The organism is Phycisphaerae bacterium, assembly GCA_018003015.1.
GTDB lineage: Bacteria > Planctomycetota > Phycisphaerae > UBA1845 > PWPN01 > JAGNEZ01.
In genome coordinates this window covers 88002-113606 of the sequence record JAGNEZ010000003.1, presented here as the reverse complement: position 1 = coordinate 113606, position 25605 = coordinate 88002, and the positions used below count along the sequence as shown (strand labels likewise).

The window sequence follows — 25605 nt, the reverse complement described above, 5'->3', positions numbered from 1 at the left end:
ATCAAGCCGATCACAGAAGTGCGGATTTCGTGAGTCAGCTCACGCCGCTGATCGAACAGCACGACCCGGAATCTCTCCTCGCCTGCCTGGATCGGTACTGGCCACGTGAGTCACTGCTCGACCTGCTCTCGAGCGACAACGGTGACGCGGTGAAGATCGCCCTGGTCTGCCTTGCGTTTGTCGGCAGGATGGCGGACAGTCCCCGTGTCGCCCGCCTGCTGCACAGCCCGGATCCCGCCACCATCGCCTATGCCGAGCACGCCCTGTGGTCGATCTGGTTCTGCTCCGGGAATGAGGCCCAGAACGCCGGGCTGATGCAGGCCGTGGGACTGATCGGCCATGACCGGTTCGAGGACGCCATCGAGGCACTGGACGTGCTGATCGCCAAGGCTCCGTGCTTCGCGGAGGCGTACAACCAGCGGGCCATCGCCTGTTTTCTGGCCGGCGAATACGATCGGGCGACCGAGGACTGCAAGCAAGCCCTGCGGCTCAATCCGCTCCACTTCGGGGCCATGGCCGGGCTCGGGCACTGCTATGCTACTTGCAAGAGGCTTGGGGATGCCATGGGAGCTTACCGCGCCGCCTTGGCCATCCATCCCCGCCTCGAGGGCCTTCGTCAGTCGATCCAGTGCGTCCGCGATTGCCTGAGGCGGGATGCCGACCAGGGCGATCCGCTGATCACCTCCGACAGCCTCTTCGATGCGCATACGCCGGGCGAGTCATGAGCGAGGCGAGCCGCACACCGATAACGGCGAGGCCGCAGTAGCCATGAGCGAAACGCTCCCCCCGCCAACCTCCCGCTCCACGCCTCCCCGGCTTTCTCCTTCAGCTACGGTTCGACCGGCTTCGTCGCAGGCAGCGTCCTCAGATACTCCCGGTAAGCCGCGTAACTGGCCCGGCTGTCGCCCACCGCAGTCTGCGGCAGGGCTGGGTTCCAGAACTCCCATCCCCAGCTCACGATATCCGTGCAGTATCGCGACGCCAAATCGAGCTTCAGGGCATTCCGCTTCATCTCGAACGACCAGGGATACGCTGTTCCACTGGCCCGGTGCTGCCTGAGCCGCCGACCGTATTCCCCCCAGTCCTTCGCCCGGTATTCGACCATCTCAACGTTGCCCCAGAGCTCGGCCCCGCGAGCCACAGCCGCCCTCCGCATCGCGTCGAAGAAAGCCACCCGGGTCGATGTCTCGACGCATTCGCAGTGCTCGGCCCCGGAATCCTGGAGCATGACCACGTCGATGCCCGCCTGGCGGATGGTCTCGGACCACCAGCGACCGTACTCGTCCGGGGTCGCGTACCGGAAGTCGCCGCGGACGTGGTTCTTGTCCGCCAGGAAGAACGGCGAGATGGTCAGCTTAGCTGTCGGCGTCGCCTGCCGCGTGAGCTCGCCGATGCGATTGTATAAACGTCGGATCATTCGCGACTTCTCGTCCCATTCCATGTAGATCTCGTAGTTGATGTACCAGCCGAAGAAAGACGAATAGCGCCCGTAACGCCGGGCCAGATCGGGGATGACGGCCTCTTCCGTCTTGATCAGTGCCGGGATGTCCCATCGGTGGTACCAGTCGCCAATTCCTGATGTGGCCAAGATCACGCGCCACCGGCGCCGGTCGGCCTCGGCATAGATGCGATCAAGCAAGGGGGCCGTGGGATCCATCAGCCAAGTCTGCGGCCCGAGGATCCAGAGCGTGTTCATGCCGACCCGGTCCATGGCATCGAGGATCTCGAGGAGCTTGGGGCCATGGGCCGCGGGATCCACCCACCAGAGAACGCCGTGAATCACCGGTTCACATCGCGGCGCCGGGAGCGCGGTTCCCTCCTCGCCGACAGCGGATGAGCACGGGTGGAGCCCCGCCCACAGCAGCGAACATAGGCCGGCCAAACCGAACCGCACGGTGCGTCCTCCCGCACCCGATGGTGGAAAGGCAGTCCTCATGAACACAGCGTAGGTGGGCCGCGGCCCGGCCGCAAATGCAGGAGGCCGCAGCTCGCGTTTCACGCAGGCCCCGGTCTCCTGTTCAGCACGGGTGTCCCGCAAAACCGGGTCAGCCTGGGACGACGGTGGCGTTCTTGACCTCGTAGAACGTCGGCGGCTCGTAGGTCCACCCGGACTGGAGGCGTCGTGTCTCTTGCTTGAGCTTGCGGCGGATGTAGCGGCCGACGAGGGGGGCGACCAGCCGAGCCTTGAGGCCGAACTCGCTGTATAGGCTCCGGAGCGTGGCTCTCAAACGCGCCGCAACCGCCGGTCGGTCGCGGAACCACCAGCGGGCGGCCCAGATCGCCCCGGCATAGGTCGCCGCCAGGTCGCGGGCCTCGTAGGCGAATCGAGAACGGATTCGCCGGTCGGGGTGGTTTTTGTATTTCCGGTAGCCCTGCAGCGTGGTGCGGACCACGCGGGCAATGCTCGGGCCGTTGACCTCGAAATCGCGCTCGAAAGCCCGGATCAGGAACTCGGTCTCCTGCCCGTCGCGAATGTGCGGGTGGCGATAGTTGAAGCGGAGCTGGCCGTGGATGTCGGCCCACTCGTGATCATCGAGATCCAGCAGGGTGCCCCCGGCCTCGTGCTGGGCGTGGAGCGGCGTACCCGGGATCGGCGTGTACAGCATGAACTGGTGGAACTCGGTGTCGTGGCTGGCGGCATGCTCGATCGCCGCGTCGATGTTGGCCGGGGTGTGATCTTCAAGGCCGATGATCGTCGAGCCGAGGACGCGGATACCGTTCTCCTGCAGGGTCCTGATCAGTGCCCGTGTGTCGGTCCCGCTCAGCTTGGCGTATTGCGAGTCCTTGCCTTCGATGCCCATCCAGACCCAGGAGATGCCCAGGCTCACCAGCTGCTCGATGGTGTACGAGCGGAGCACGTTGGCGGAGGTGAAGACGTAGAGCGACCAGGCCTTGTTGTGCTCGATCATCAGCGAGAGCAGGCGGAGAGCCCGCTTGCGGTGCAGCAGGAAGTTCTCATCCATGACGAAGAAGGAGCGGGTTTTGAGATCGCGCTCCAGGTCGCACATCACCTCGAAGAGCTCATCGCCGGTCTCGAAGAAGTGCACGCACTTGCCTTTGCCACCGAACATGGCCGACGTCGAGCAGAAGTTGCAGCCCATCGGACAGCCGACGGAAGGAATCAGCGTCGCGGCGACGTCCCCGGGTTTCTCCCGGACGGTGACGCCCAGGGACCGGGTGCCGATCCCGGAGACGATCCTCGGATGGCGAATCGGCCGGGACTCATCTTCGCCCAGGAAGCGGCGCATCCAGCGTACGCCTTCTCCGCGCACGACGTGGTCGGCATCGATCCGCTCGTGCAGGTCGGGCACGTTGGCGATGTGCCCGCCGACGACGATGGTGGCCTCGGGCTGATACTGGCGGATCAACTGGCACATTTTCCGGACTTTCAGGATGTTCGGAATGATGGAAGTGATGCCGATCAGGTCATAGCGGTGGGTGGTAATCTCCTCGACGAAGCGGTCGAGGCTCGGGAAGTCGAGTACCACGGACGGGGCCTGGATGTTGGCCTGAATGAGCATGATGCCCCAAGAGCGATGGAACATCCGCAGCGAAAACGGCCCCTGGACTCGGGTGACCTGGTTGTGGTACAGCTCCATCGGGTTGAGAACCCGGCTGCCGTATTCGTCGTTCTGAGCGTAAGGTCCGAAAACACTGGTCAGCAGGACCTTGGCGCGCGATCCGAGAGGATGCCGGGCTTCCACTGGACTCCCGGCAATGTCGATCGTACCCACTGTTGTCATGCGAAAAACTACTCCCTGCCAAAGAACACCGGAGGGCTGATGAGCCACCCCAACGAGAGGCGCATCGGGCCAGACTACCCCACTGCGCCCTCTGACTCATCAAAGGCGAGTTCGCGGGTAAGAGGGTGGTATTATCTGCGCCCGCCCGCAAGATAGCAAGGGCGGTGTCTTCCTCGGGTTCAGGACCGGGAGGACGATGCGCTGACCGTCAAAGCGACGGGGCTGCCGCCCGGGGTGCCGGGCAGCGCGTGGCTGGCGGCTTGGCCGTCCGGGCTTCGCATCGGAATGAGGCTGGCCGGGCTGCGCTCGCTGCGGACGATGCCGCCGCGCAGCAGACGCGCGGCCCACCCCAGCGTCCGGCGGATGGTCTGGGTCAGCCCCCACATGCCGATGACCTGCATGCCTGCGTCGGCCAGGTAGAGCCGGCTCTTGGGTCGGACCAGCCCCCATGCCATCCGCAGGGGATTGTAGAAGTACAAGTAGGCGATCATCAGATTGAGCTGCTTCCGCCAGGGATTCGGGTGCCGCGAAGCGACCACGTAGTTGCCGTCGAGCATGTGCACCTGGACCTGCCGGCCGCCCGCCGACCGGTAGACCAGCCCAGAACTATAAGATTCTTCATACGTTCTTGAACCGGTCGCGGGAGTGATCATCAGCACTTGCAGGCTGATGGCCCCGGCCTTGCGAAGCACTCGGATCTGGTTGAGCAGGCCGTACGGATGATCGCCGCGGGTGAGCAGCGGCTGGGTGTCGTGGTGCATCATCATCGGCATCGGGCAGATGCCGTGCCTGCGAAGCACGCCAAAGGCCTCGGTGGTTTTGTCAACGCTCTGGCCCTTCTTGACCAGCGTGGCGGTCATGTCCTCGACGCCGAGCCAGAGGGCCCGTATCCCGGCGCTGCGCACCAGCCGCATGTTGTCCTTCATCTTCAGGGCGTCGTGAACCGTGACCTCGGTACCCCACTGAAATCGGTATCGTTTTCCGCCGGGATTCCTGCGGGCCAGGGCCACCGTGCCGAGAATGTCCAGAGTCCGATCGCGATCGTTGAAGAAGTTGTCATCCGCGCCGAAGAAGTAGCGGAAGCCGTAGGTGTCGGCAAGCCGGACCATCTCGTCCGCGATCCGCTCGCCGCTCTTGACCCGGTGCTGACGCTGGTTGTAGGCCGGAATCGGGCAATACGGGCACGCGAACTTGCACCCGAAGGTCAGCACCAGCGAGGCCAGCCGGCTATGCCTGCGAACGGCGCCGGTCGGCAGGGCGGCGGCGCCCAGCGCGACCTTGCGACTCGGGGGCTCGAGAACCGAGTAGCCCAAGACAGGATGGGGCAGTTCATCGAGATCGCCGACCAGCCGTTGCACCCCGGTGTCAACGAGTTCCTCGGGCACACCTTCGAGATCGGTGCGGGCATAGACCAGTCCCGGGATCTCGTCGAGCATCCCGCCGTCGCGGGCCCGCATGAACGTGGATCGCAGCGGCTCGCCCCGGGCCCTGATCGAAAGCAGCACCTCCAACAGGCTGAGCAGTACATACTCCTCGCCAGTGACGGCCACGTCGGCTCCCCAGCGGTCCTGGGGATCGGCGCTGAACACGTCCCACGGCTCGTAAATGGCCTTCGCTCCGCCGGCGATGATCAGCGGGCGCAGCCCGGGATCGATTCGGCAGACATCGCGGATCAGGGCTTTGCACTCCGTGGTGTGGATCTGCATGCTCGAGACCATGAACAGATCCGGGATCCGTCCGTCGAGCCGCATCTCCGACGGGCGGAAGCTGCGGTTCCACTGCTGGAGCACGATCCGCGTCTTGTGAAAGCCGGCATCGAGCATGGCCGACGCGATGGCCCGTACCCCCGCCGGGACCATGTGCATGTCGGCGTAGATGAACGGCAGCATGCGCGTGCGATGGTCGAAGGCGCAGGCAATCACCGTCGCCAGATCATGATCGCGGGACAGGTTCCGCAGGCGGGCGCGCAACGCCAACAACTCGCCCGGCTTGAGCAACTCGTCGCCGCGCGAGCGACGCGGAAGTTCCATGCATCCATGCTCCAAAGGTCTGAGATCACCACGGACACGGGGATTGTAGCAGTGACGGGCACGGCAGAACACCCGATCTCACAGCGGAACCGATCGCGGGCGGCTCTGGCCCCCGGAGGATCGCTCCGGACCGTCGGCCCAGATGCCCGGGACGGCCGTCCCGCACTTGGGGCATCGGCCGGCGCGAACATGGTTCGCCTCGACCTGGAAACCGTAACGCTTGACCAGCAGTCCGCCACAGGCGGGGCAGCGGGTGTTCTCGCCGTCGCCGACCGATCCGGGCAGGTTGCCGGCGTAGACGAACTTGAGCCCCGCGGCCCGCCCCAGCTCCCAGGCCCGCAGCAACGTGCTCGGCGGCGTGCGCGGCGAATCGGTCATCTTGTAGTCGGGGTGAAACGCGGTTACATGCCACGGAATCTCAGGTGATACCCCGACCAGAAAACGGGCGATGGCCCCGAGTTCCTGCTCGCTGTCGTTGAAACCGGGGACGACCAGGGTGACGACTTCGACCCAGAAGCCCCGCTCTTTGAGCCGGCTGATGGTATCCAGCACCGCCTGGAGGGTCCCGCCCAGCTTGTGGTAGTTGCGGTCGTTGTAGCATTTCAGATCCACCTTGTAGAGGTCCGCCCACGGGCGAAGGAACTCGATGACCTCGGGCGTGGCATTGCCGTTGGAGACGAATCCGCATCGAATCCCGTGCGGACGGGCGAGCTTGAATACCTCGACCGCCCAGTCGGCGGTGATCAGCGGCTCGTTGTAGGTGCTGACCATGACCGGCGAACGGTGCTGAACGGCCAGTTCCACGATCCGCTCCGCCGTGACCGCTCGGGGTGCGGCCACCGCCTGGTCATCGCGCAGCGTCTGACTCGAAATCCAGTTCTGGCAGTACGAGCAGTGGAAGTCGCACCCGAGCATGCCGAACGACAAGGCCTCTTGGCCGGGGTAGACGTGATAGAACGGCTTCTTCTCGATCGGATCGACCTGGAGACCGGCCACGTAGCCGCCGGGCACGCGGAGTCGGCCGGCGCTGTTGAAACGCACCTGGCAAACACCAGCCTTGCCCTCGCCGATACGGCATCGGTGAGCACAGGCCAGACACCGAACGACGCCCTCGCCCTCGTCGCGGACGAGCTCCGGAGCCGCCGCAATGGTGTTGTCCGCCAGGAGTGTCCTCAGTGCAACCGCCATGATGGTTACCTGGACCGCCGCCCGCCAAGCCTGGAGGCCCACATGCGAGCCCGGTGCCCGCACCCTGATCGGCCACCGCCGGAGGATCGTGGTCCTGTGCCCCGGTCGGGCGGTACCGGAGTATTATAGCGTGCAACCGTTGCTCCTCGACGCCCCCATGTTCGACCGATAGAATCGAATGTCGGAATCGAGATCGCATGCAGCAAGCTCACCCCAGACTCTCGGTCGTTCTCTGCGCGGCCGCCTCGCTGGTCTTGGTGACCGCGGTGGGGGCTGGAGCGGCTTGGCAGGCCGCCCCGCCAACGAATCGGAGCCAGAGCCGGCCGGCAGAAACGCAACACGCCTCGGCCGGTCCCTACGCGGCGGTGCTGCATCCCAGCGAGGAGGCGAGCACGCTGCTGAGCCGGGCAAACGACGGCATCGAACGCCAGGATTGGAAGCTCGCCATCGACTCGCTGCAGCGGATCATTGAACTGCCCGGCGAGCATGTGCTGACGGCGGACGGGCAGCTCTATGAGTCGGCTCGGCGGCACGCCCAACGGGCTTTGGCCCAACTGCCCGAGGCGGGCCGCCAGGCCTACCGACTGGTCCATGACGGTGAGGCCGCCGCCTTGTTCGAGCAGGCCAAACGGGAGCACGATCTCGACCTGTGCCGGACGGTGGCGGATCGCTTCCTGCTGTCCGGGGTCGGCGACGAAGCGGCCGTCACCCTGGCCGACTGGCTCATGGACGAGGGGCGGTTCTCTGAAGCGGCCAGCGTGCTGCAGTGGTTGCGGACGGTCTACCCGGATTCCGATCTTCCCACCTGGGTCGTACCATCCCGCTGGGCGATCTGCCTGGCCAGGCTGGGCCAACCCGAACGTGCCGCCGAACGGCTGGCCGAGGCGGCGACCGCCCAGCCGGACGCGGCGGATCCCTCGCGGCGCGACGAGCGGGTCCGGCAGTTGCGGGTGTTGCTCGACAAGGCTCAGCCCGCGCGGGCCGCGCAGCGGGCGGCCGGTTGGCCGATCGCGATGGGCACCGCGGCTCGTTCGGGGCCCATGCCGGCGGTCGAGCCGGCGTTCCCGCCCGAGTTGCCCTGGCACATGGCCTTGCCGATCACACCCCCGCGCGAAGGGCTGGGCCGGCTCCAGCGCTTCGCCGTCCGGCAGAAGCTCCTGCCTGCGGCGCTGCCGGTCACGGACGGTCGGCTCGTGCTTTTCAAGGCCGCAGACCAGTTGCTCGCCCTGGACAGCGAGACGTTCGAGATCGTCTGGCAGAGCGAGACGCCTGCCACCGAGGTCGCCCAGGTCCCCCCGCAGCTGATCCAGCAGGGCGTTGTGCTTGGGCCGGGCGGATGGGTGGTCCAGGGAGGTAACGACCCGGATGCCGTTCTGGCGCGGCATTCGCTGGTTACCCAGGTCTATGGCGACAGTGTGGGCGGGGGAGTGGCACTGGCCTTCGGAAGTGCACTCACGATCGAGTGGCCCGTCCGGCTGCCGGATCCGATTCCGCTGTGGAATCCCAACGGGCAGCCGATGCTCCAGCGGGGCTACTATGCCCCTGCCGGGCTAGTCCCGAACCGGCTGGCGGCCTACGCCATGGCGGACGGCAAGCTCCTCTGGTCCACGGAGAACAGCCCCGATCTGGCTGGGGCCCAGTTCCTGGCCGTGCCGGTGGTCTTGGGTGATCATCTGGTGGCGCCTTGCCGGCTGGGTTCGGATCTGTACGCCATCGTGCTTGATCCTCAAACCGGGGGACTGGTCCGGCACATCTACCTCTGCGGGATCGGATCGGAACTGTTCGATCCCCTGTACGCCTTGTCCCCGTGCGTGGTCGACGGAGTGGTCTACTTCCCCACCGGGCGAGGCGTCCTGGTGGCCATGGAAGCAAGCGACTTCTCGATTCGCTGGGTGTCGCGGTACGACCAGGCCGCAGGTAAGACCATCGGCGATTCCTGGCTGCCCACGCCGGCGATGGCTGTGGCCGACGTGGTACTCCTGGCTCCCCAGGACGCCGACTTTCTCCTGTGCATCGACCGGGCGAGCGGGCGGATCCGGTGGATGGTGCCGCGGGCCAATGCTCAGTACGTCATCGCCGCAACCGATCAGCGGGTGTGGCTGGGCGGCGAGACCGTGGTGGCCGCGGATATCGAGACCGGTCGGCCGGTTTGGACGCAGCCCTGCGCCGAGGCCAGCGGGCGGGGCATTCTCGCGGGCGACCGGCTTTACCTGCCCACCGTGTCCGGTCTGGTGGCGATGGATGCGGGCAGTGGACGAGCCATCGATGTGCCTCCACAGGGCGAGCGTGAGCCTCTGGGCAACCTGTTGGCCTGGGACGGAGCCCTCTACAGCCTGGCGGCCTTCGACGTCCACAAGTATCCGGACCTGGGCCAGGGCTACCGGGACGCCTTGGCCCGGCACGGTGCCGAGCCGGCCGACGGTTCGGCGGCGATTCGCCTGGCCTGGCTGGAACTGCTTCGCGGCAAACCCGACGCCGCCCTGGTCGTTCTGGGCGCGGTGCCGCCCGCGTTCGAGGCCCACAGTCCGCAGCGTTACAGCCACCTGGTTCACCTCAAGGTGACGGCCATGCTGGACTTGGCTTCGGGGCCCGACCTGGCCCCGGCCCGGGCCCTGGAATTGCTCGAACAGGCCCGAGCCATCGCTCGCTCGCCGGGCGACGCGATCCACACCGCGGTGGCCCTGGGCGACCATTACCATCGCAACCGCCGCGTGCTCGATGCATGCCGCCAGTACCTTTCACTGGTACTGAGTGCAGCCGGCGACGAGATGCTGAACCAGGGCGAGGGGTACGAGAGCCGGGCTCGCATGCTGGCGGCCCGGCGGCTGGCCAAGGCCCTGGGGGATCTGTCCGAAGGTGATCAGAGGGTCTTTCTGGCTGAGATCCGCACCCGTTTTCGTCGGGAAAGTGAAGAGGAGGAGCAGGCTTTCCTGGGCTGGGCGATGGAGAGTGAGGAACTGGGCCAGCCGTCGTGCGAGGCTGCCGTCCTGCTGGGCGCGTGGGCGGCAAGCGAGTATCGCTTCGAGCAGGCCGAAAGGTGCTTTGCTCGAGCCATGCACCATCCCGCGTCACCGCCCGGCGTGAAGGCCGAGGCCATCGCTCGGCTGGCGGGGCTGTATCTGCAGCCCGAGGACCTGCATCAGCCCGCCGCGGCGGTCGCATTGCTGGATCGCCTGGCCGGCGAGTTCGCCTCGGTTCCGCTGCCCGCGGACCTGCTGCTCGATCCTTCCGCCGAGCGGGCGGTGGCGCCGGTCGGTGAGGATCGGAAGACGCTGCCCGCTGCGCAGCTTGCGGCCCGGCTTCGAGAGCGCGTGGCGACGGAGATGCTGACTCGGCATCAGGCGGCGCTGGCTCCGGCGGTGCTTGGGGTACCGGGTCCGCCTCAAGTGGTTTCTCCCAGTGATCGCGTCCCGATTCTGGTCAGGGGTGACCGCTCCGAACCGCTGGTTGACAAACGGCTCGTCCTGGAGGGCACGAGCCGGGTGGAGGCCCAGGCGGCTGCGGTGCTCGCCCCGCCCCTATGGGAGGCCGACCTGCGCCTGCTGCACGAACTGAGTGTCGAATCGGAACAGGAGAGCCAGCAGGAGCGCAGGATGGACTTGCTGCTGCGTTCCGGCCGGCGCAACCGTTCGCGCGTCCGAGGAGTTATCGAGGGGCAGACGCTGGTGATGAGCAGTCCGGTGGGCCTCTACGCACTGGGCACGCTGACCGGGCGGCGGCTCTGGTCGCGGCCCTTCGATCCCCCGCTCACCGCGGCTCGGGAATCGGCGTTCTCGGATGCGTGGGTGTGGTTGCACCAGGGATACGTGATCAGCGCGGACGCCCGTGGCCGGCTCGAGGTCTGCCGGGCCGATGCCGGCGACCGCGTGCTGTGGCAACGGACCAACAACCGGCAGTCCTGGTACTGGGTTCGGGCCCGGGGCGAGTATGTGGTCGCGATGGAAGCCGGCCTCGAGCACGTGGACATCTTCGCTCTCTCCGACGGGCGAACGATCGGTTCTTGCTCATTCGTTCAGGGTGACGATCGGGTCAGCATCATGCTGTTCGACGGCGTGATCTGCGGCCCGGCGCAGGCTCAGGATGTGGCCGCCTTCAACCTGGCCACGCCCGGAGTAGAGCGCTGGCGGCTGGCCGGGACGGACCGAATCGCCCAGCTCTTCAAGCCCGCGCCGGATCTGCTGGCCGTCGCCGATCAGTCCGGGCAGCTTTCGCTGGTGGATCCCTTGAGCGGCAAGGTGTGCTGGCAGACCCGGGTGGAGGCTTGTGCCGAAGGCGTTCTCGACGGCGTTGTCCAGGGCGGCATCCTGTACGTATGCGGGATGCAGAGACGGGCGACGGGCGGGGCTCGGCTCGGCATCGAGCGGCAGCGGTGGGGTGTCGCCGCCCTGCGGATGGCCGATGGTTCGGTCATCTGGCAGCAGGGTGAGCTTCCCGCCCGGACGCATCTGTCCGCCGAGGTGCTGAAGGCCTCGGCCAACGCCATCCCGATCGCCTCGATCGTGGCTGCCGAACCTTCGCCTGCCCGGGCCGGCGGCCAGGTGTCCGACCATGACCAGGACGTGGTCGCGGTGGAGTCGCGCCTCGGGGTGATGGTTCCGCGGCTGCTGCTCCTGGACAAGGCGACGGGGCGGGCCATTGGCCAGCCGGTCGTGCCGACCCAGCCCGCGGGGGTTGCGGGTCGGTCGATCCTGGACGTTCAGGTCTGGCCGGACAGGGTCGATGTTCTCCTGGAGTCGACCTGGCTTCAGTTCCCATGCCCGCGATGAGAGGCGGCTCGGGCGGGGAGTATCGACGTCGGTCGGGTCATCGCGGCCGGCCCTGAAGAACCTTTAACCACCTAGGAACTCTTGCGCTCACGGGCAGTTGATCGGCACCTTGCCGAGGTTGAGGCGCACGGTGGTCATGTCCAGCGTGTTCACTCTGCCGTCCACATTGAGGTCGGCCGTGAAGTTGGTCGTCGCGATGGTAGCCCCGGTGTTGTTGCGTACTCGGGTCATGTCGAGCACGTTGACCCTGCCATCCTGGTTCACATCGCCGATCTGGACGCAGATGCGGGCCGTGTCGGTCACTTGCGCGGTGGGAGTACCGCTGGCGGCGATGCCCGCGAAGCCGACGACGAGGGTGGCGGAATCCGCGGTCCCGGTCAGGTTGATGGTCAGGGTGGGGCCGTCGATGACCAGGGAATCGACGGTCCCGCTGGAGAGGCTAACATCGGCGTTCGTGCCGGTCACTTGGGCGATGGTCTTGTCGAAGGTGACGACCAGCTGGGTCGGTCCGCCCTTGCGGCACTCGATCGGCTTGGCATCTGTGTTGAGGATGTCGAATGTTCCGGTGGTGCCGTGGCTCTTGCGTGAGGCCATGGAGAGAACGGCCGGCGGGGTGACGGGGATGCTGCTGGGCAGGATGCCGGGGCTGCCCACGTCGTAGGTTATGTCGGTTTCGCTGGTCGCGCTGCGGTACGCTCCGTCGGTGCCGTCGACTGACAGGGCCCAGTGGGTTCCGAGGTCGTTGCCCGCGGTGGTCAGGGATCCGGCCTGGAGGTAGATGCTGGCCCTGCCGTCATTGCTGGGCCAGCCATTGGCGCTGTCGACTTCGTAGACGACGGTATCGAGGACGGCGTTGTCCGCGCCGATGAGCGTGAGGGTATCGCCGCCGGTGTTGTTCAGGGCGGGCAGGATGCTGGTGCCGCCGATGGCGAGCACCTGGTCGGCGGTCAGAGGCGACCATTCCGCGAGGAAGTCGGCGAGTGTCCGGGGGTTCGCTCCAGCGATTTCCTCCTTCACAATGATTCTGGTTTCGTGGGCCAGCAGGGTCATGCCAGCCAGGTTCCCGTCGTTCTCGTTCTTGGCGTCGTTGAGGGTCTTGAGATCGACGGGGTTGTCGGTCAGGTTGTGGACTTCGACCCACTCCCAATTGGCGTCGAGGTTGCTCGGGTTGTACATGATCTCGGTGATGATCACCTTGTCCGGGGCGGGTGGAATGATGTGGACGGTGACGGTGGCCGTTGGCGAGTCGTTTGAGCCGTCGTTGACCTTGTAGGTGAAGGTGACGTCGCCGCTCATGCCCGTGGCCGGGAAGTAGCGGACGTGGGTACCGGCCAGGGTGCTGCCGGCGCCCACGCTGGCGTCGTTGTTGTCCGGGTCGGTCATGGTACCGCTGGCCGGATCGGTGACGATCTGGAAGGTCACCTCGTTGCCGTCCGGGTCGGAGCCCGCCAGGGTGATGGCCACGCCGGCCGAGCTGTCTTGGGTGACGAAGGCCTCGAGGTTGTCGGCGGTTGGCGGGAAGCTACAGTCATTACTGGGTATGATCCCTGGGCTGCCGATGTCTCCGCCGGGCGTGGTCCAGGCGTCACAGGAGCCGGAGACGGACAGCTGCCAGTTGGTCCCGTTGTCGTTCGCGGCGGTGTCGATGGCGTCGTGTCGCAGGTAGATGCTGCTCTGGTAGTTGGCGATTGGCCAGCCGTCGCCGTTGGTGAAAGCGACCACGTCGAGCAGTCTCCCGTCGGCGTCGAACAATCGCAGGAGGTCGCCGCCGTTACCCAGCCTCGGTTCGCCCTCGAGTCCGTAGCCGAACATTTGGAGGACGGTGGTGTCGGCCAGCGGGCTCCACTCGGTGAGGAACATGGATCGGGTCCAGACTGCGCGGTCGGGCTTGGCGAGCACGAGGGTGGCGTTGGCGGGGAGGGTGAGATAGTAGAGGTTGTCCTGGGTGGTCAGGGCGCCGTCGAGGAGGGATCCCAGGTAGATGTCGGTATCGGTGCGGTTGGTGATCTCGATCCACTCCCAGTCGCTGTCGAAGTTGGCCTCGTCGGGATTGTTGTTGGCGGGTGCGTACATGATTTCGGTGATGACCGCCCGGGTGCTGTCCTGGATGAAGACGTTGACCTTGGCCTCGCCGGTGTTGGCGCCATCGTCGGCCGCCAGGGTGAAGACGAACCATCCGCTCGCGTCGGGGTTGGGTGTCAACACGACCTGGTTGCCGACCAGTGGGCCGCCGGCCGTGACGTCATTGCCGGCCGGGGTGCTTGCGGGATCGGTCAGGGTGCCGCAGAAGGGCAGGCTCAGCGAGGGTCCGGTGCCGGCGGCTCCGGTTTTGACGCTGTACTTGAGCGGGAACGGTCCGTTGTCCGGGTCGGTGGCCTGGATGGTCAGGGTAATGGGGCTGGCGCCTTGGTTAATGGCGAGGGGTGGCGGGGCGAGGACGTTAGGCGGGAAGTTGCCGTTGACCGGGATCACGTCGGACTTGCTGCGTAGCAGGAGCTGGTAGCCGGCGGCGGGGTTGCTGAAGCTATACTGGCTGAAGATGCCGACCAGGTCGACTGCGACGGTCGGGATGGGCTCGCCCACGAGGTTGAGCAGTGACGTGGACACGCGGGTCGTGGCCGCGGGTGTTGGAGCGGGGTTGTTGGCGTCCTTGACCGTGTAGTTGACGTTGTAGGCAAAGTTGCCGGTCTGGTTGAAGACGACGTTCCCGAGCTTGACCAGTTTGCTCTCCATTGCTTCGGCGGTGGGGCTATTGTCCTGGAAGTCTGCGACGGCGACTTCGGTCGGTGCCGGGACGCCGGGATGTCCGAGCTTGACCACATCGGTGAAGGGGGTGCCCAGTTCGAACAGCCCGTTGTAGATGACGACTTTGCCGGTGATGCTGATGGCGTCGCCTTCCCCGGCGATGGCGAGGATGGCCCCGATAGCCGTTGGTGAGCCGTAGATGGTGAGGCCGCCGGTTTCATCCTGGATGTACATTGAATCGCTTGAGGAGCTGTTGATCAGGTCGGTGGTGGAGGTGATGACCGCGCTGTCGATCGTCACCGTCTCACCCGCGGCGTGTGTCTTGGCGTCGGCGATTGTCCCAGCCAGGCCGGTGCCGGCGGTCACGGCCAGGGTGGCACAGGCGAGGGCGACGATACGGGGGGGACGATGGGACATCGTGATGGCCTCCTTTCAGAAGTTAGAGATGGGCATGGTACTCTGGAGAGCACTGCTGCTGCCGCGTCTCTCGATTCAGGACACTCTCGGGAAGAACGGGGGCGCCTCCGACACCCCCTGGGCGTGGCCCATTATCTCGCTTCGACCGGTGGAAACCAAGTCGAATTTGTTCAACGCCGGTGAGCCGGGCGTAAAGCCGATTCACAATTCCTGCCGGCCCGGCCTGCTGCCCGGAGAGGCCCCTGGTGAAGGGGGCGCTAAGCCGAGCACTCAAGGTACTTTAGGCTCGTCGGTCTCGGAGGGCGAGGCCGCCGGGGGGTTCTTCTGGAGCACGATGGGGAGTCCATCCGGCTCGATCAGTTCGCTGCGGCGCCCGGTCTTGCAGCGCGGGATCCACTGGTCGTTCTCAAAAACGCGGAGGATGTCGCTGGTGAAGATGCCGAAACGAACCCACGAACCGGTGGCGATGTAGTCCGCCGGGGCGTTGCAGAGGCGGAACGTCCGGACCTTATCCAGATCGAAGCCACCGCTGAGCACGAGCCGGGTGTGGCGCGAGCCGAGCTTGTCGAGCAGATCGCGGATGGCGTAGGCGGCCTCGATGGTGACTCCTGGGCCGAAGCCGTGCCGGGCGAGGGCGGCCATGGCTGCCTTGCGGTTGGCGGCGGGGACTTGCGAGAGGATGCGCATTTCCAGAGCCCGGTCGGCCTTCTCGTGTCCGCCCTGGTGGACGCGATTGGCGGGGGTGTCCAGCCGCACGCCGTACAAGCTGGATCCGAACCGTTTGACTGCCTCCGAGCAGGTGTCGCGCTCGCGTCCTTCGTAGTCCAGGAGTACGGTCAGGGGTGTGGCCGGGCAGCGGTTGTTGTATGCGGCCGCACTTTCGATGCTGCTGCCGCCGTAGACGGCGTTGAGGGCGTGGGGGATGGTTGCATGGAGTCTGAAGGATGTGGAATCGCGTGAACCGATCTGGATGCGGTCGTCGCTGATGCCGTAACGGGTGATGACGGCCGCATGGCCGAGCGGTGTGGTGGTTCCGGCCGCTCCGCCGACCGCGGCCGCCTCGGCGATCGCCACGAGCAGTTCGGGCGGGTAGTGCCGGGCGGCCATATCGATGACCTGGGCCGGATTGGCTGCCTCGACGATGGCCGCCATGTTGGTGGTCGCGGCGGAGAGGGACAGGATGCCGAGATAGGTTGTTTCCAGCGTCACCAATTGCCCGAAGGGGCCCTCGAGGGTCATCACCATCTGCATTGGCTCGAACCGATCGCCATCGGACAGGGCTCGGACGGTGACCGGCCCGGGGCAGTGGTTGTTGACCAGCTCCAGCACATCCTGCATGCCGGTGATCATTCCTGGCTCGCGGCTGAACACGCCGTAGACGACCGGAATCTGCTCATAGGGTGTGCCGGTCACGGTCTCGTACGAGCGGTTGAAGTACTCGTCGGCAGCGTCGAATCGGGGCATGGTAAGCAGCGATCAGCAGTCAGCGGTCAGTATTCAGTAGCCAGCTTGGGGCAATCGGCTCTTTGCAGGAGTCACGTGAATCCTGCCTCTGCGTTGCCCAGCTTACCGTCTCGGGTGCTGGGCGTGAAGCTTGGAGTGCCCGTCTGTCGTGGGACCCGGTTGAATAGCACGGCAGTTCTCCTTTGCTCTAGCCACTGGAAGGGGGCCGCGATCCGGGGTATGCGTATTGCAGCCTCATACGGAACAGGGGGTGTGGGTGTCGTTGGGCGGGGCGTGCGGCGTTGGAGCGAATCGATCTTGCGGCCATATTCCGAGTCAGACCCGCGGAGCGACGAGGACCTATTGGCTGCGGCCCGGGGGGGCGACTCGGCGGCCTTCGAGGCTCTTTACTACCGGTATCGTGATTGGGTGACCCGGCTGGCGCTCCGCTGGACGGGGCATCCTGACGACGCGTTGGATGTCCTTCAGGAGACATTCATTTACCTCCTGGGCAAGTTGCCCGGTTTGCGGCTGTCCGCCCGCATGACCACGTTTCTGTACCCGGTCGTGAAGCATCTCGCTCAGGCTGCTCGGCGTAAGCGAGGTCGGTTTGCCTCTGATGAGGCGGCGATGTCCTCGGCGGCGGCCGTCGCTTCCGAGGGTGGCCCGATGGCTCGTGCCGACCTGCTCGAGGTGCTGGCCGGTCTGCCGGAAGCCCAGCGGGAGACGGTACTTATGCGTTTCGTGGACGACATGGAGTTGCACGAGATCGGCGAGGCCCTGGCCGTGCCGACGGGGACGGTGAAGTCGCGGCTTCATCATGCCCTGGCCGCCTTGCGGGCGGATCCGCGGACTCGGAGGTACTTCGGTGCCTGACGCATGGTCGTGGTTCATGGATGTGCTCGTGCGGTAAGAGACCTGGCGTGGGGTGCGGGTTGGTTGAACCTTTCGGCACCTCGGCGCCCTTCAGGATAGGAGACAATGACATGGCCGACCGGAATGGTCCCAGCTTCGATCCCGGGGGCCCCGAAGCTCCGCAGGAGCTGGCAAACGATCTGCGTGCCTTGTTTGGGGCGGCGCCGAGCGTGCCGCCGCTGGTGGATGAGGATGTGCTGGTCGCGGCCCGGCGGGTGATGGCGAGGCAACGGCGGAGGCGGTTGGTGGTTCGGGCGGTGTCGATCGGGACGGCGGCGGCCTGTGTGGCCGGTATCGTGTGGATCGGGGGGCTGATCGGGCGTCCGGGGCGGGAGACCGCGTCTCCGTCGGGACCTCCGGTGACGGTTGCCCAGGCTGATCGGGAGGACGTCAATGGTGACGGGCGGGTGGACATTCTGGATGCTCTCACGTTGGCCAAGGGCATCGACAGGGGTGTTCTGGGGCAGGCGGCCTGGGACATGAACCGTGACGGTGTCCTCGACCGCCGGGATGTGGATCTGGTCGCGTACCGGGCGGTTCGTCTGACCAACTGACCACGCATACCGGGTGACAAAGTCATGAGTAACATGGACTTGGTGATACTGACGTTGGCGATACTGGGCCTCACTTTTCCTGGCGAAACGAAGCCAATGGGAGCGATCAGCGGTCAGGGGTCAGGAGCGATCAGCGCTCAGGGGTCAGCGGTCAGCGGTGGCGCGGTTCGCCATGGCGTGCCCGGGGGATGGCGGCAGGTGCTATTTGGCCAAACGAACCCAATGATGACGACTGATGCTCAGGCCATGGCTGACACAAGAACACAACCGGTGTTCCGCTTTGAGGCGGTTGATGTGTACATCGATTCACGGGGTCGGCGGTTAGCGGCCTACCAGGTAGAGCTGATGGCCGAGTCGGGGGTGGTGAAGATTGTCGGCATCGAGGGTGGTGAGCATGCGGCGTTCAGCGAGCCGCCGTATTACGATCCCGCGGCCATGATGAACCATCGGGTGATTCTGGCCGCTTTCAGCACTGGGCAGGATCTGCCCACCGGGCGGACGAGGATGGCTACGATTCACGTTCAGGTCAGTGGTGACGGCCGGCCGGGATACGAGGTCAGGCTGCAGACCGCTGGCGATCCTGAAGGCAAGTCTCTGACGCCCTTGGTGGGCGTGGAGGAGCGGAAACCGGGCTCGACGAGTACCGGCCCGGCCGGAGGGTGGTCGTTGGATTGAGATGTCGAGCTGTCGGAACACCGAGAAGGTGGGTTCAATCACGGTACGAGGAGCATGTGGATGAAAGGGACCCGAAGGATCGAATGGCTGTTCTTCTTCCTGGCGTGTGGCCCGGTCAGTCTGGTGTTGAGCGGCGGGGGGTGTTCGGAAGGGCCGCAGTTTGGGGCTGCTGTGGGATTGCCAGTTCAGGTTCCCAAGGGATCGCCAAGGAGTCACTCGGCCAAGGGGGGTGCGGGGATGCCTGAAGCCCCGCCGGGCTCGCTGCCCTCTCCCGAGGAGGAGCTGTGGGTCATTCAGCGGCCGGAGGAGCCCGACTTTCAGCCGACCGAGGGCCAACCCGGTACAGGGGCGCTCATGGCGAAGATGCCGGGTGACAAGGAGATCCCCCTGCCGCTGAAGCACACCGACGTCAAGGCGGCCATCAGCGGCTACATCGCCATGGTAGACGTGCGGCAGGAGTATCACAACCCTTACGAGGGCAAGATCGAAGCCGTCTACGTTTTCCCGCTCCCGCACAACGCCGCGGTCAAAGAGTTTGTCATGACGGTTGGTCAGCGCAAGATCCGCGGCATCATTCGTGACCGCAAGGAAGCTGAGGAGATCTACCGGGAGGCCCGCGACCAGGGCTACGTCGCATCGCTGCTCACCCAGGAGCGGCCCAACGTTTTCACTCAGAAGGTAGCCAATATCGAGGCAGGCAAAGCCATCGACATCAACATCCGTTACTTCAACACCCTGACCTATCTCGATGGGTGCTACGAGTTTGTTTTCCCGATGGTCGTCGGTCCGCGGTTCAATCCGCCCGGCAACACGGACGGTGTGGGCTCTGCTCCGCGAGATCAGCCGGGCCGTTCGGGCCAGCACACCGAGGTGACGTACCTCAAGCCCGGCGAACGCAGCGGGCACGACATCGCCCTCTCCGTCGAGATCGAGGCCGGAGTCGCCATTGAGCAGATCGAGTGCCTCAGTCACGTCGTTGCCGTTCGCAAGGGCGCCCCCGAGAAGGCGACCGTGGCGCTGAGCAACTTCGACGCGATTCCCAACAAGGACTTCGTTCTCCGCTACCGGGTGGCGGGCGGCGCGGTCAAATCCGCCATGCTGACCCACCAGGATCAGCGCGGTGGATTCTTCGCGCTAATGGTTTATCCGCCCGAGGGGCTCGCGGCACTCAAACGGAAGCCGGTGGAGATGATCTTCTTGCTGGACTGCTCCGGCAGCATGGACGGTCAGCCCATCGCCCAGGTCAAGAACGCGATCGAGCGGGCTCTGCACCGCATGGAGGCGGGTGACAGCTTCCAGATCATCCGCTTCTCGAACAATGCCTCCGCCCTCGGCCCGAAGCCGCTTGAAGCCACGCCCGCCAACGTTGCTCGCGGATTGAGGTATCTGCGAAGCTTGGAAAGTGAAGGGGGTACGATGGTCATCGAGGGCGTCAAGGCGGCCCTCGACTTTCCCCACGATCCGAGTCGTCTCCGTTTCGTCTGTCTCATGACCGACGGCTTCATTGGCAACGAGCCCGAGATCATTGCCGAGACCCACCAGCGGCTGGGCGCGTCCCGCATTTTCAGCTTTGGTGTGGGCGAAGGGCCCAACCGCTACTTCATGGAAGGCATGGCCAAGGTGGGCCGCGGAGCGGTGGCCTACCTGAGCCTCAAGGACTCGGCCAGCCGGGTGATGGATGCTTTCTTCGAGCGGATCAGTCATCCCGCGATGACCGATCTGCAGATCGACTGGGGGGGGCTGCGGGTGACCGACGTCTATCCGGAGCGGGTTCCCGATCTTCTCGTGGGCCGACCGGTCGTGGTGACGGGGCGGTTCACCGGTGCGGGCGGCCCGAACGTACGGATCACCGGCCAGGTTGGCGGCGAGCGCCGTGACATGGTTGTCCCTACGCACCTTGGTGAGGCCTCCGCCCGCCACCCGGCCCTGCCCGCGGTCTGGGCCCGGATGAAGATCGCCGACCTCTCCGACTGGGCGACGAGCGAACCTGCGAGGACGCGGATCGACCAGGTCAGATCCCTGGCCCTGGAATACGGTCTGATGTCCGCCTACACGGCCTTTGTCGCGGTTGACTCGTTCACCCGGACGGCGGGCGACCACGGCACGACCGTCCAAGTTCCCGTCCCAGTCCCGGAAGGCGTGCGATACAAGACGGCCGTCGAGGGAGCCGAACGGGGTACGGACCGGGGCGAGCCGATGGCAAGCGATCGCGACGTGCAGCGGACACCGTGACGTTGCGTTGCAGGGCTCGTGCTTGAGGCAACGGCTCGGCAGTCACGCCATCTGCTGGCGATTGGAGCGGCCAGCTGATCGGTGCGGTGATGGAAGTGTATCGCATGAAGGGTCCCGGACAACTGGAGCCGATCTGTGAGAAGTGTCTGATTCGGGAGCTGTTCCTGGGGGAGATTCCGGCCAAGCGGCAAGGTGTCGTAGCGATCGAGAAGAAGGACAGGGCGGTCATTTCCTGTGACGCGTGGTGGGCCGGGCACGAATCAGAGTGCGGGCCCTGACTGGATGAGTAGTGCTCCAGAGTGGCCAGGAAGCAGGATCCTGTCGGTGATCTGCTTCAGTGGCCACATGCCGGCCTGATTTTCATCGGCGAACACGGACCACGGGCCGGTGGGGAGCTTAAAGGTGGTGTCCATTCTGGCGCCGTTGAGAAGGACGAGGATGAGGTTTGCGAGCTCGCCGGGCAGTTCGCGGCCGTCGATCCGGCAGACGACCGATCGAACAGAAGGGCTCTCTGGGAACGAGACCCGCTTGCGGGCTTCGGCGGCGTCGGCCAGTCTCAAGGCGGGATGGTTTTTGCGGAGGGCGATGAGTCCCTTGAGATAGCCGGATACGGCGTGATGGTGAAGTTTGGCCGTCCAATCGAGCTGATTGATGCTGTCGGGCTGGTTGTAGCTGTTGGTGCATCCCTGCTTGGTCCGGCAGAACTCCTGACCAGCGTGGAGGAGGATGCGGCCCTGCGAACAGAGCAGGATCAGGGTCGCGAAGCGCATCATTCGTTCACGGGTGGCAACGGACGCGCCCGGCGTGCTGACCAGGAGCTTGTCCCAGGCGGTGAGGTTGTCGTGGCATTCGAAGTAATTGAGTGTGTCGAGGGGGCTTGCGGGCCATTGCTCGGCGACACCGGCCAGGCCGCGTCGTATTCGCGCGGCGTAGACGCCGGTCTGGATGAAGCCGGGCACGATTCCCTCCCGGTCGCCCTTGATTGCATCTCGAAATTCGTCGTTGAACGCGGCGATGCCGGTTCCGGGGATGCGGGTCTTGTCGGATCGGTTGCGTAATCGGGTGCGGGCGGCGGTCCAGGGCTCGCCGTGAATCAGGATGCCCGGATCGATCTTCCACAGCTCGTCTCGGATTGTTTGCATGGTCACGAAGTCGATGAGGCCCATCATGTCGAAGCGAAATCCGTCCACCTGGTACTCCCGCACCCAGAACTTGAGCGAGTCGAGGATGAACTTGCGGGCCATGGGGCTCTCGGTTTGGAACTCGTTGCCGCAGCCGGAGCCGTTGCCGAACCGGCCGCGGCCATCGAGGCGGTAGTAGTAGCCGGGCACGTGGGCTTCGAAAGCCGCCAGCGGGGAGGTGTGGTTGTAGACCACGTCGAGGATGACGCCGATGCCCACCTGATGCAGGGCATGGATGGCCGCCTTGAGCTCGGTGATGCATTCAGGCCCGTCTGACGAGCTTGCGAACCAAGCGTCGGGAGAGTTGAAGTGTACGGGCATGTAGCCCCAGTTATAGGTGTTGGCATCTTCGATGTTGCGTTTATCGAACGCCTGGACGGGAAGCAGCTGCACGTGGGTAACGCCCAGTTCGCGGAGATGGTCGATTCCGGTGCTGACTTCCGGATGACCGGGGAGGTGTGTACCGAGTTCGGTGAAGGCGAGGTACTGGCCAGGATGTGCCGCTCCGGAGCTGGCTGCGATGCTGAAGTCGCGGACATGTACTTCCCAGATCACCACGTTGGTGGGTGGTGATGGGCGGTGGTAGAGATGGTCGCGAAAGCCGGGTGGATCGGTCTTGACCAGATCGATGATCATCGCCCGGGTCTGGCCGGTCTGAGCGCAGACTGCGTAGAGGTCCGTCACCTCGCGACGGGGATCGAGACCGGGGCCGCTGAGCTTGTAGGCGTAGTATCGGCCGGCGAGATCGCCCGTGATTCGGGTTTCCCACAGGCCGTGGTGATCGGCGGCCATGTGGTGCTCGACGAGTTCCTGACCGGTTTGGGGTGTATGGGCGAGGACGAGTCTCACCTGTCGAGCGGTGGGGGCGAACAGTCGGAAGGTGGTGGCCGCTGACGAGTAGGCGGCGCCGAGGTCGGCGTGGGGGGTGGCGAACCGGCGTTCCCGCAGGATACGACTGTTGCGCAGTCGGATTCGGGCGAGTCGCCTGTTCTGCACGGACTTGGAAGGTCCCATGGTTGTCACGGTCTTCTCCGACAGGAGACGTCTGCCGGCCTGGGCGGATGCGCGTGCGGATCGCGCTGAAGGATCAGCGTCTGGGCGTCAGCACGCGAACCTGATGGCCGGCCATGCGCACGCTCGTGGCCGGTATTGTCTCTCCGGTCAGTTCATCCTGCCATGCTGTCGTTGCCGCCAAAGCCGGGGGCAGGGTCAGGGTACTGGTCGTTGGGGCGGGATCCAGGCTGACGAGGATGATCGCGCAGTCGCCGCCTTGTCCGCGGAGGCAGGCGAAGACGGTGTCGCCGGCGTGGACGGCGTGGTAGTCGGCCGGGCCTCGCGAGATGGCCGGCAGTCGTTTGCGGCAGGCGATGAGCTTGCCGAGATAGTCGACGATTGACTCGCCCTTGCCGCCGTAGAGTGTCGGGTTTTCCTCGCCCTGGTAGATCATGGGTACGCCGTCGATGAGGCAGCACAAGGCGAGCAGGCTTCGGGCTCTTTCGAGGCCGTAGACTTCGCGGGTGCGCTTTTTCTGGAAAGTCCAGGAGACGGTGTCGTGGTTAGCCGTCCAGCGCATCTTGACAGCGCCGGGCGGGAGGGTGAGGGCTTGGTCGTGGAGGAAGTTGCGGAGGCTCGCGACCCACTCGCGGGGCGGGGCCTTACGGGCATGGAGGTCGACGAACAGGAAGAAGAGCTGGGCATCGTAAGTCAGGTCGGCATCGCGGTAGAAGATCCGGGCCCCGGTGTACTCCTCCGGCAGGAGGAGGGCTTTGCCATGCACACGGAGGAAGCCTTCGCGGATGGCCCGGTCCATACCGAGGCCGCCGCCGAGTGTGGAGTGGCTGGGTCGGTAGCCGGTTTTGGGATCCCAGTTGGGCGGGCTGCCGGCGGCCACATCGACGCGGGCGCCGACCGCGCCGAACTCGCGGGCGTGGTGCTCGGCGGCCTTTCGCATGTACTCTTGCCAGGCGGGGTTGGCGTTGTCGAAGGCCAGTTGGCCCCAGACGTAGGTGGGTTTGCCGGCCTCGTCGAGGCAGACCCACTCGGGATGGGTCTTGGCCAGAGGGGTGTGATCGGGTGGTCCATGCGGAACGAGGTCGAACATCAGATCGATGCCTGCGGATCGGGCGGTTGCGGAGAGTTGTTTCAACTCTTGCGGCGTGCCGTAGAGTGGACTGATCTGGAAGTGATCGAAGGGCGAGTAGAGATTCCATTTCTGGCCATCGCCGTGCTCGAAGATGGGCAGGAGCCAGAGGAGATCGACGCCCATTTTCTGCAGGGTAGGGACGTAGGCCTGGAGGGCCTTGAATCCTCCGAAGCCGCGGTAGCCTTGCTCGGGCATTCCGCCGGGGTGGCCGCAGTAGAGGATGCGTTCGCGGAGTTGTTCGATACCGTGGTTGGGGGCTTGAAGATGGACGATGCGGAAGATGGCCTGCACAGAGTGAAGGACGTCGTCGCGTGAGCCGTGGGTCAGCCAGGCGTACTGAGTGCCGAGCTGGAGTTGTTCTTTTGGTGCCAATCGGGCGAGTGTGCCCGGCGAGTGGCTGACGCGTGCGCCGTTCCCGGCGGGCGCGATGGTGGCGGGAGCATACTCGTTCTCGGAACAGAACCATGTTCCCCATCCATGGGCGGCCGCGGGGCTCCACAGGTAGACCAGGCCGTCCTGGGAGGATGGGCGGATGACCTGGCCGGTGTCCAAGGTCTGGATCGGCTGATCGCCGACGGGAAGCGAGTCGGGAACGATGGCGGCGGTTCTCGGCCCGGGGCACAGGGATGGGAGATGGCAGGCGATGGCGCGCACGACTTGGGGGTTGGCCGATGTGTTCTGGATCTTGAAGCGGCGGGAGATGGCCCAGGGGCCTGGTTCGAGGGTGTAGGTAGTCTGCACCCGGAAGGGGTCGAGGCGCATAGTCAGGGTCAGTGTGGGGGGGTTGTCGGACGCCTGATGGTCGATCACCGAGGCCGCTGCGGGTGTGGGCATATCCGCCGCCGGCCCGAGGCGTACCGGTCCCGTGATTCCTCCGGAGAAGGCCCCGTTGTGGACGCGAATGGCCACCGTGTTTGGGTGTCCAGGCTGGACGAGGCTGGCCGGCACGGTGTAGTGCCGGGGTGTTTCCCAGTGGTGGGGTGTCTCCTGGCCGACGGCTCCGATCTGCATTCCGTTGAAGTAGGTGGTATCGAAGTCATCCACGGCTCCGATGACCAGGGCCAGGTCGTGGTTTTGCCATGTCGCCGGTGGTGTGACTGTGGTTCGGTACCAGAAGGTGCCCACGCGGTCCCTGAGCCGCCGGTCGCCGGTGTCATCGCGGCTGGGTACGGGTGTGGTTTCCCACGCCTGGTCGTTGAACTCGGGAGCGGCGGTTATGTCGGCGTCGGTCTTCTCCGGCTCGGGTGCGAACCGCCAAGTGCCTTCCAGCGAGATGGCGTGGCCGGCCTTGACTGCGGCATCGAGGGCGTTGGCGTCGAGTTGGGGGGTGACCAGTCCTTCCGGCGCGCTGGCGGCGGGAGCGACGACCAACTCTTGGCCGGACTGTTTGTCGACCCAGCCGATCCACGCACCGGTTGACGAATCGAACCGCAGGGCGAGCTTCTGGTTTTCGAGGATGAGAGGGCCGGCGGCGCCGGTGGTCGCGAATGCCACGAGGATAGTTGCTGTCGTGGTAGCCGAGATGGGGGTGACCATGGTTGAGTTTCCTTTGGGTCCGCAGCGTTTTAGGCAA

15 protein-coding genes are annotated in these 25605 nt (G+C 65.5%); 7 read left to right on the top strand and 8 right to left on the bottom strand.

Annotated features, from left to right (window positions below; all coding sequences use genetic code 11):
• Nucleotides 1-29 precede the first annotated feature (29 nt).
• A complete protein-coding gene (locus KA354_02270) occupies nt 30-725 on the top strand; it encodes a tetratricopeptide repeat protein (protein MBP7933450.1) in 696 nt (231 codons plus the stop codon).
• A gap of 104 nt (nt 726-829) precedes the next feature.
• Here the strand turns inward: KA354_02270 and KA354_02265 are convergent, their stop codons facing one another.
• The 4 genes from KA354_02265 to amrS all read right to left on the bottom strand — a co-directional run bounded on the left by KA354_02265 (nt 830) and on the right by amrS (nt 6961).
• On the bottom strand, nt 830-1894 hold the full coding sequence (locus tag KA354_02265; GenBank protein MBP7933449.1) for a DUF4434 domain-containing protein: 1065 nt from the start codon (nt 1892-1894) through the stop codon (nt 830-832).
• Nucleotides 1895-2045: 151 nt separating this feature from the next.
• Nucleotides 2046-3743, bottom strand: coding sequence for a cobalamin-dependent protein (locus KA354_02260; protein MBP7933448.1), 1698 nt, complete (start codon nt 3741-3743; stop codon nt 2046-2048).
• 179 nt (nt 3744-3922) lie between these two features.
• Complete coding sequence (locus KA354_02255; protein ID MBP7933447.1) at nt 3923-5773, bottom strand: radical SAM protein; 1851 nt, start codon at nt 5771-5773, stop codon at nt 3923-3925.
• A gap of 78 nt (nt 5774-5851) precedes the next feature.
• Nucleotides 5852-6961, bottom strand: coding sequence for an AmmeMemoRadiSam system radical SAM enzyme (amrS, locus tag KA354_02250; GenBank protein ID MBP7933446.1), 1110 nt, complete (start codon nt 6959-6961; stop codon nt 5852-5854).
• Nucleotides 6962-7158: 197 nt separating this feature from the next.
• Between amrS and KA354_02245 the strand changes: the two genes are divergently transcribed.
• A complete protein-coding gene (locus KA354_02245; GenBank protein ID MBP7933445.1) occupies nt 7159-11727 on the top strand; it encodes a PQQ-binding-like beta-propeller repeat protein in 4569 nt (1522 codons plus the stop codon).
• Nucleotides 11728-11814: 87 nt separating this feature from the next.
• Here the strand turns inward: KA354_02245 and KA354_02240 are convergent, their stop codons facing one another.
• Both KA354_02240 and KA354_02235 read right to left on the bottom strand, forming a co-directional pair.
• Nucleotides 11815-14889 (bottom strand): lamin tail domain-containing protein, encoded by a 3075-nt coding sequence (locus KA354_02240; protein MBP7933444.1) that lies wholly within the window; start codon nt 14887-14889, stop codon nt 11815-11817.
• Nucleotides 14890-15159: 270 nt separating this feature from the next.
• Nucleotides 15160-16353 (bottom strand): hypothetical protein, encoded by a 1194-nt coding sequence (locus KA354_02235; protein ID MBP7933443.1) that lies wholly within the window; start codon nt 16351-16353, stop codon nt 15160-15162.
• A gap of 297 nt (nt 16354-16650) precedes the next feature.
• Here KA354_02235 and KA354_02230 point away from each other — a divergent pair, with 297 nt between their 5' ends.
• The 5 genes from KA354_02230 to KA354_02210 all read left to right on the top strand — a co-directional run bounded on the left by KA354_02230 (nt 16651) and on the right by KA354_02210 (nt 20986).
• A complete protein-coding gene (locus KA354_02230) occupies nt 16651-17208 on the top strand; it encodes a sigma-70 family RNA polymerase sigma factor (GenBank protein ID MBP7933442.1) in 558 nt (185 codons plus the stop codon).
• A gap of 110 nt (nt 17209-17318) precedes the next feature.
• Nucleotides 17319-17801, top strand: a complete 483-nt coding sequence (locus KA354_02225; protein ID MBP7933441.1) for a hypothetical protein — start codon at nt 17319-17321, stop codon at nt 17799-17801.
• A gap of 246 nt (nt 17802-18047) precedes the next feature.
• The gene (locus KA354_02220) at nt 18048-18476 is read left to right on the top strand and encodes a hypothetical protein (protein ID MBP7933440.1); all 429 of its coding nucleotides are present in this window, start codon (nt 18048-18050) and stop codon (nt 18474-18476) included.
• 60 nt (nt 18477-18536) lie between these two features.
• Nucleotides 18537-20708: a VWA domain-containing protein gene (locus tag KA354_02215; protein MBP7933439.1), complete on the top strand. Its 2172-nt coding sequence runs from the start codon at nt 18537-18539 to the stop codon at nt 20706-20708.
• An 89-nt stretch (nt 20709-20797) separates the two neighbouring features.
• Nucleotides 20798-20986: a hypothetical protein gene (locus tag KA354_02210; protein MBP7933438.1), complete on the top strand. Its 189-nt coding sequence runs from the start codon at nt 20798-20800 to the stop codon at nt 20984-20986.
• On the opposite strand, the gene pulA is transcribed toward KA354_02210, so the two are convergent.
• Complete coding sequence (gene pulA, locus KA354_02205; GenBank protein ID MBP7933437.1) at nt 20969-22903, bottom strand: type I pullulanase; 1935 nt, start codon at nt 22901-22903, stop codon at nt 20969-20971. The two genes, KA354_02210 and pulA, sit on opposite strands and share 18 nt — an antisense overlap.
• A gap of 73 nt (nt 22904-22976) precedes the next feature.
• Nucleotides 22977-25568 carry a beta galactosidase jelly roll domain-containing protein gene (locus tag KA354_02200; protein ID MBP7933436.1) on the bottom strand — a complete coding sequence of 864 codons (2592 nt, stop codon included), beginning with the start codon at nt 25566-25568 and terminating at the stop codon, nt 22977-22979.
• Nucleotides 25569-25605 lie beyond the last annotated feature (37 nt).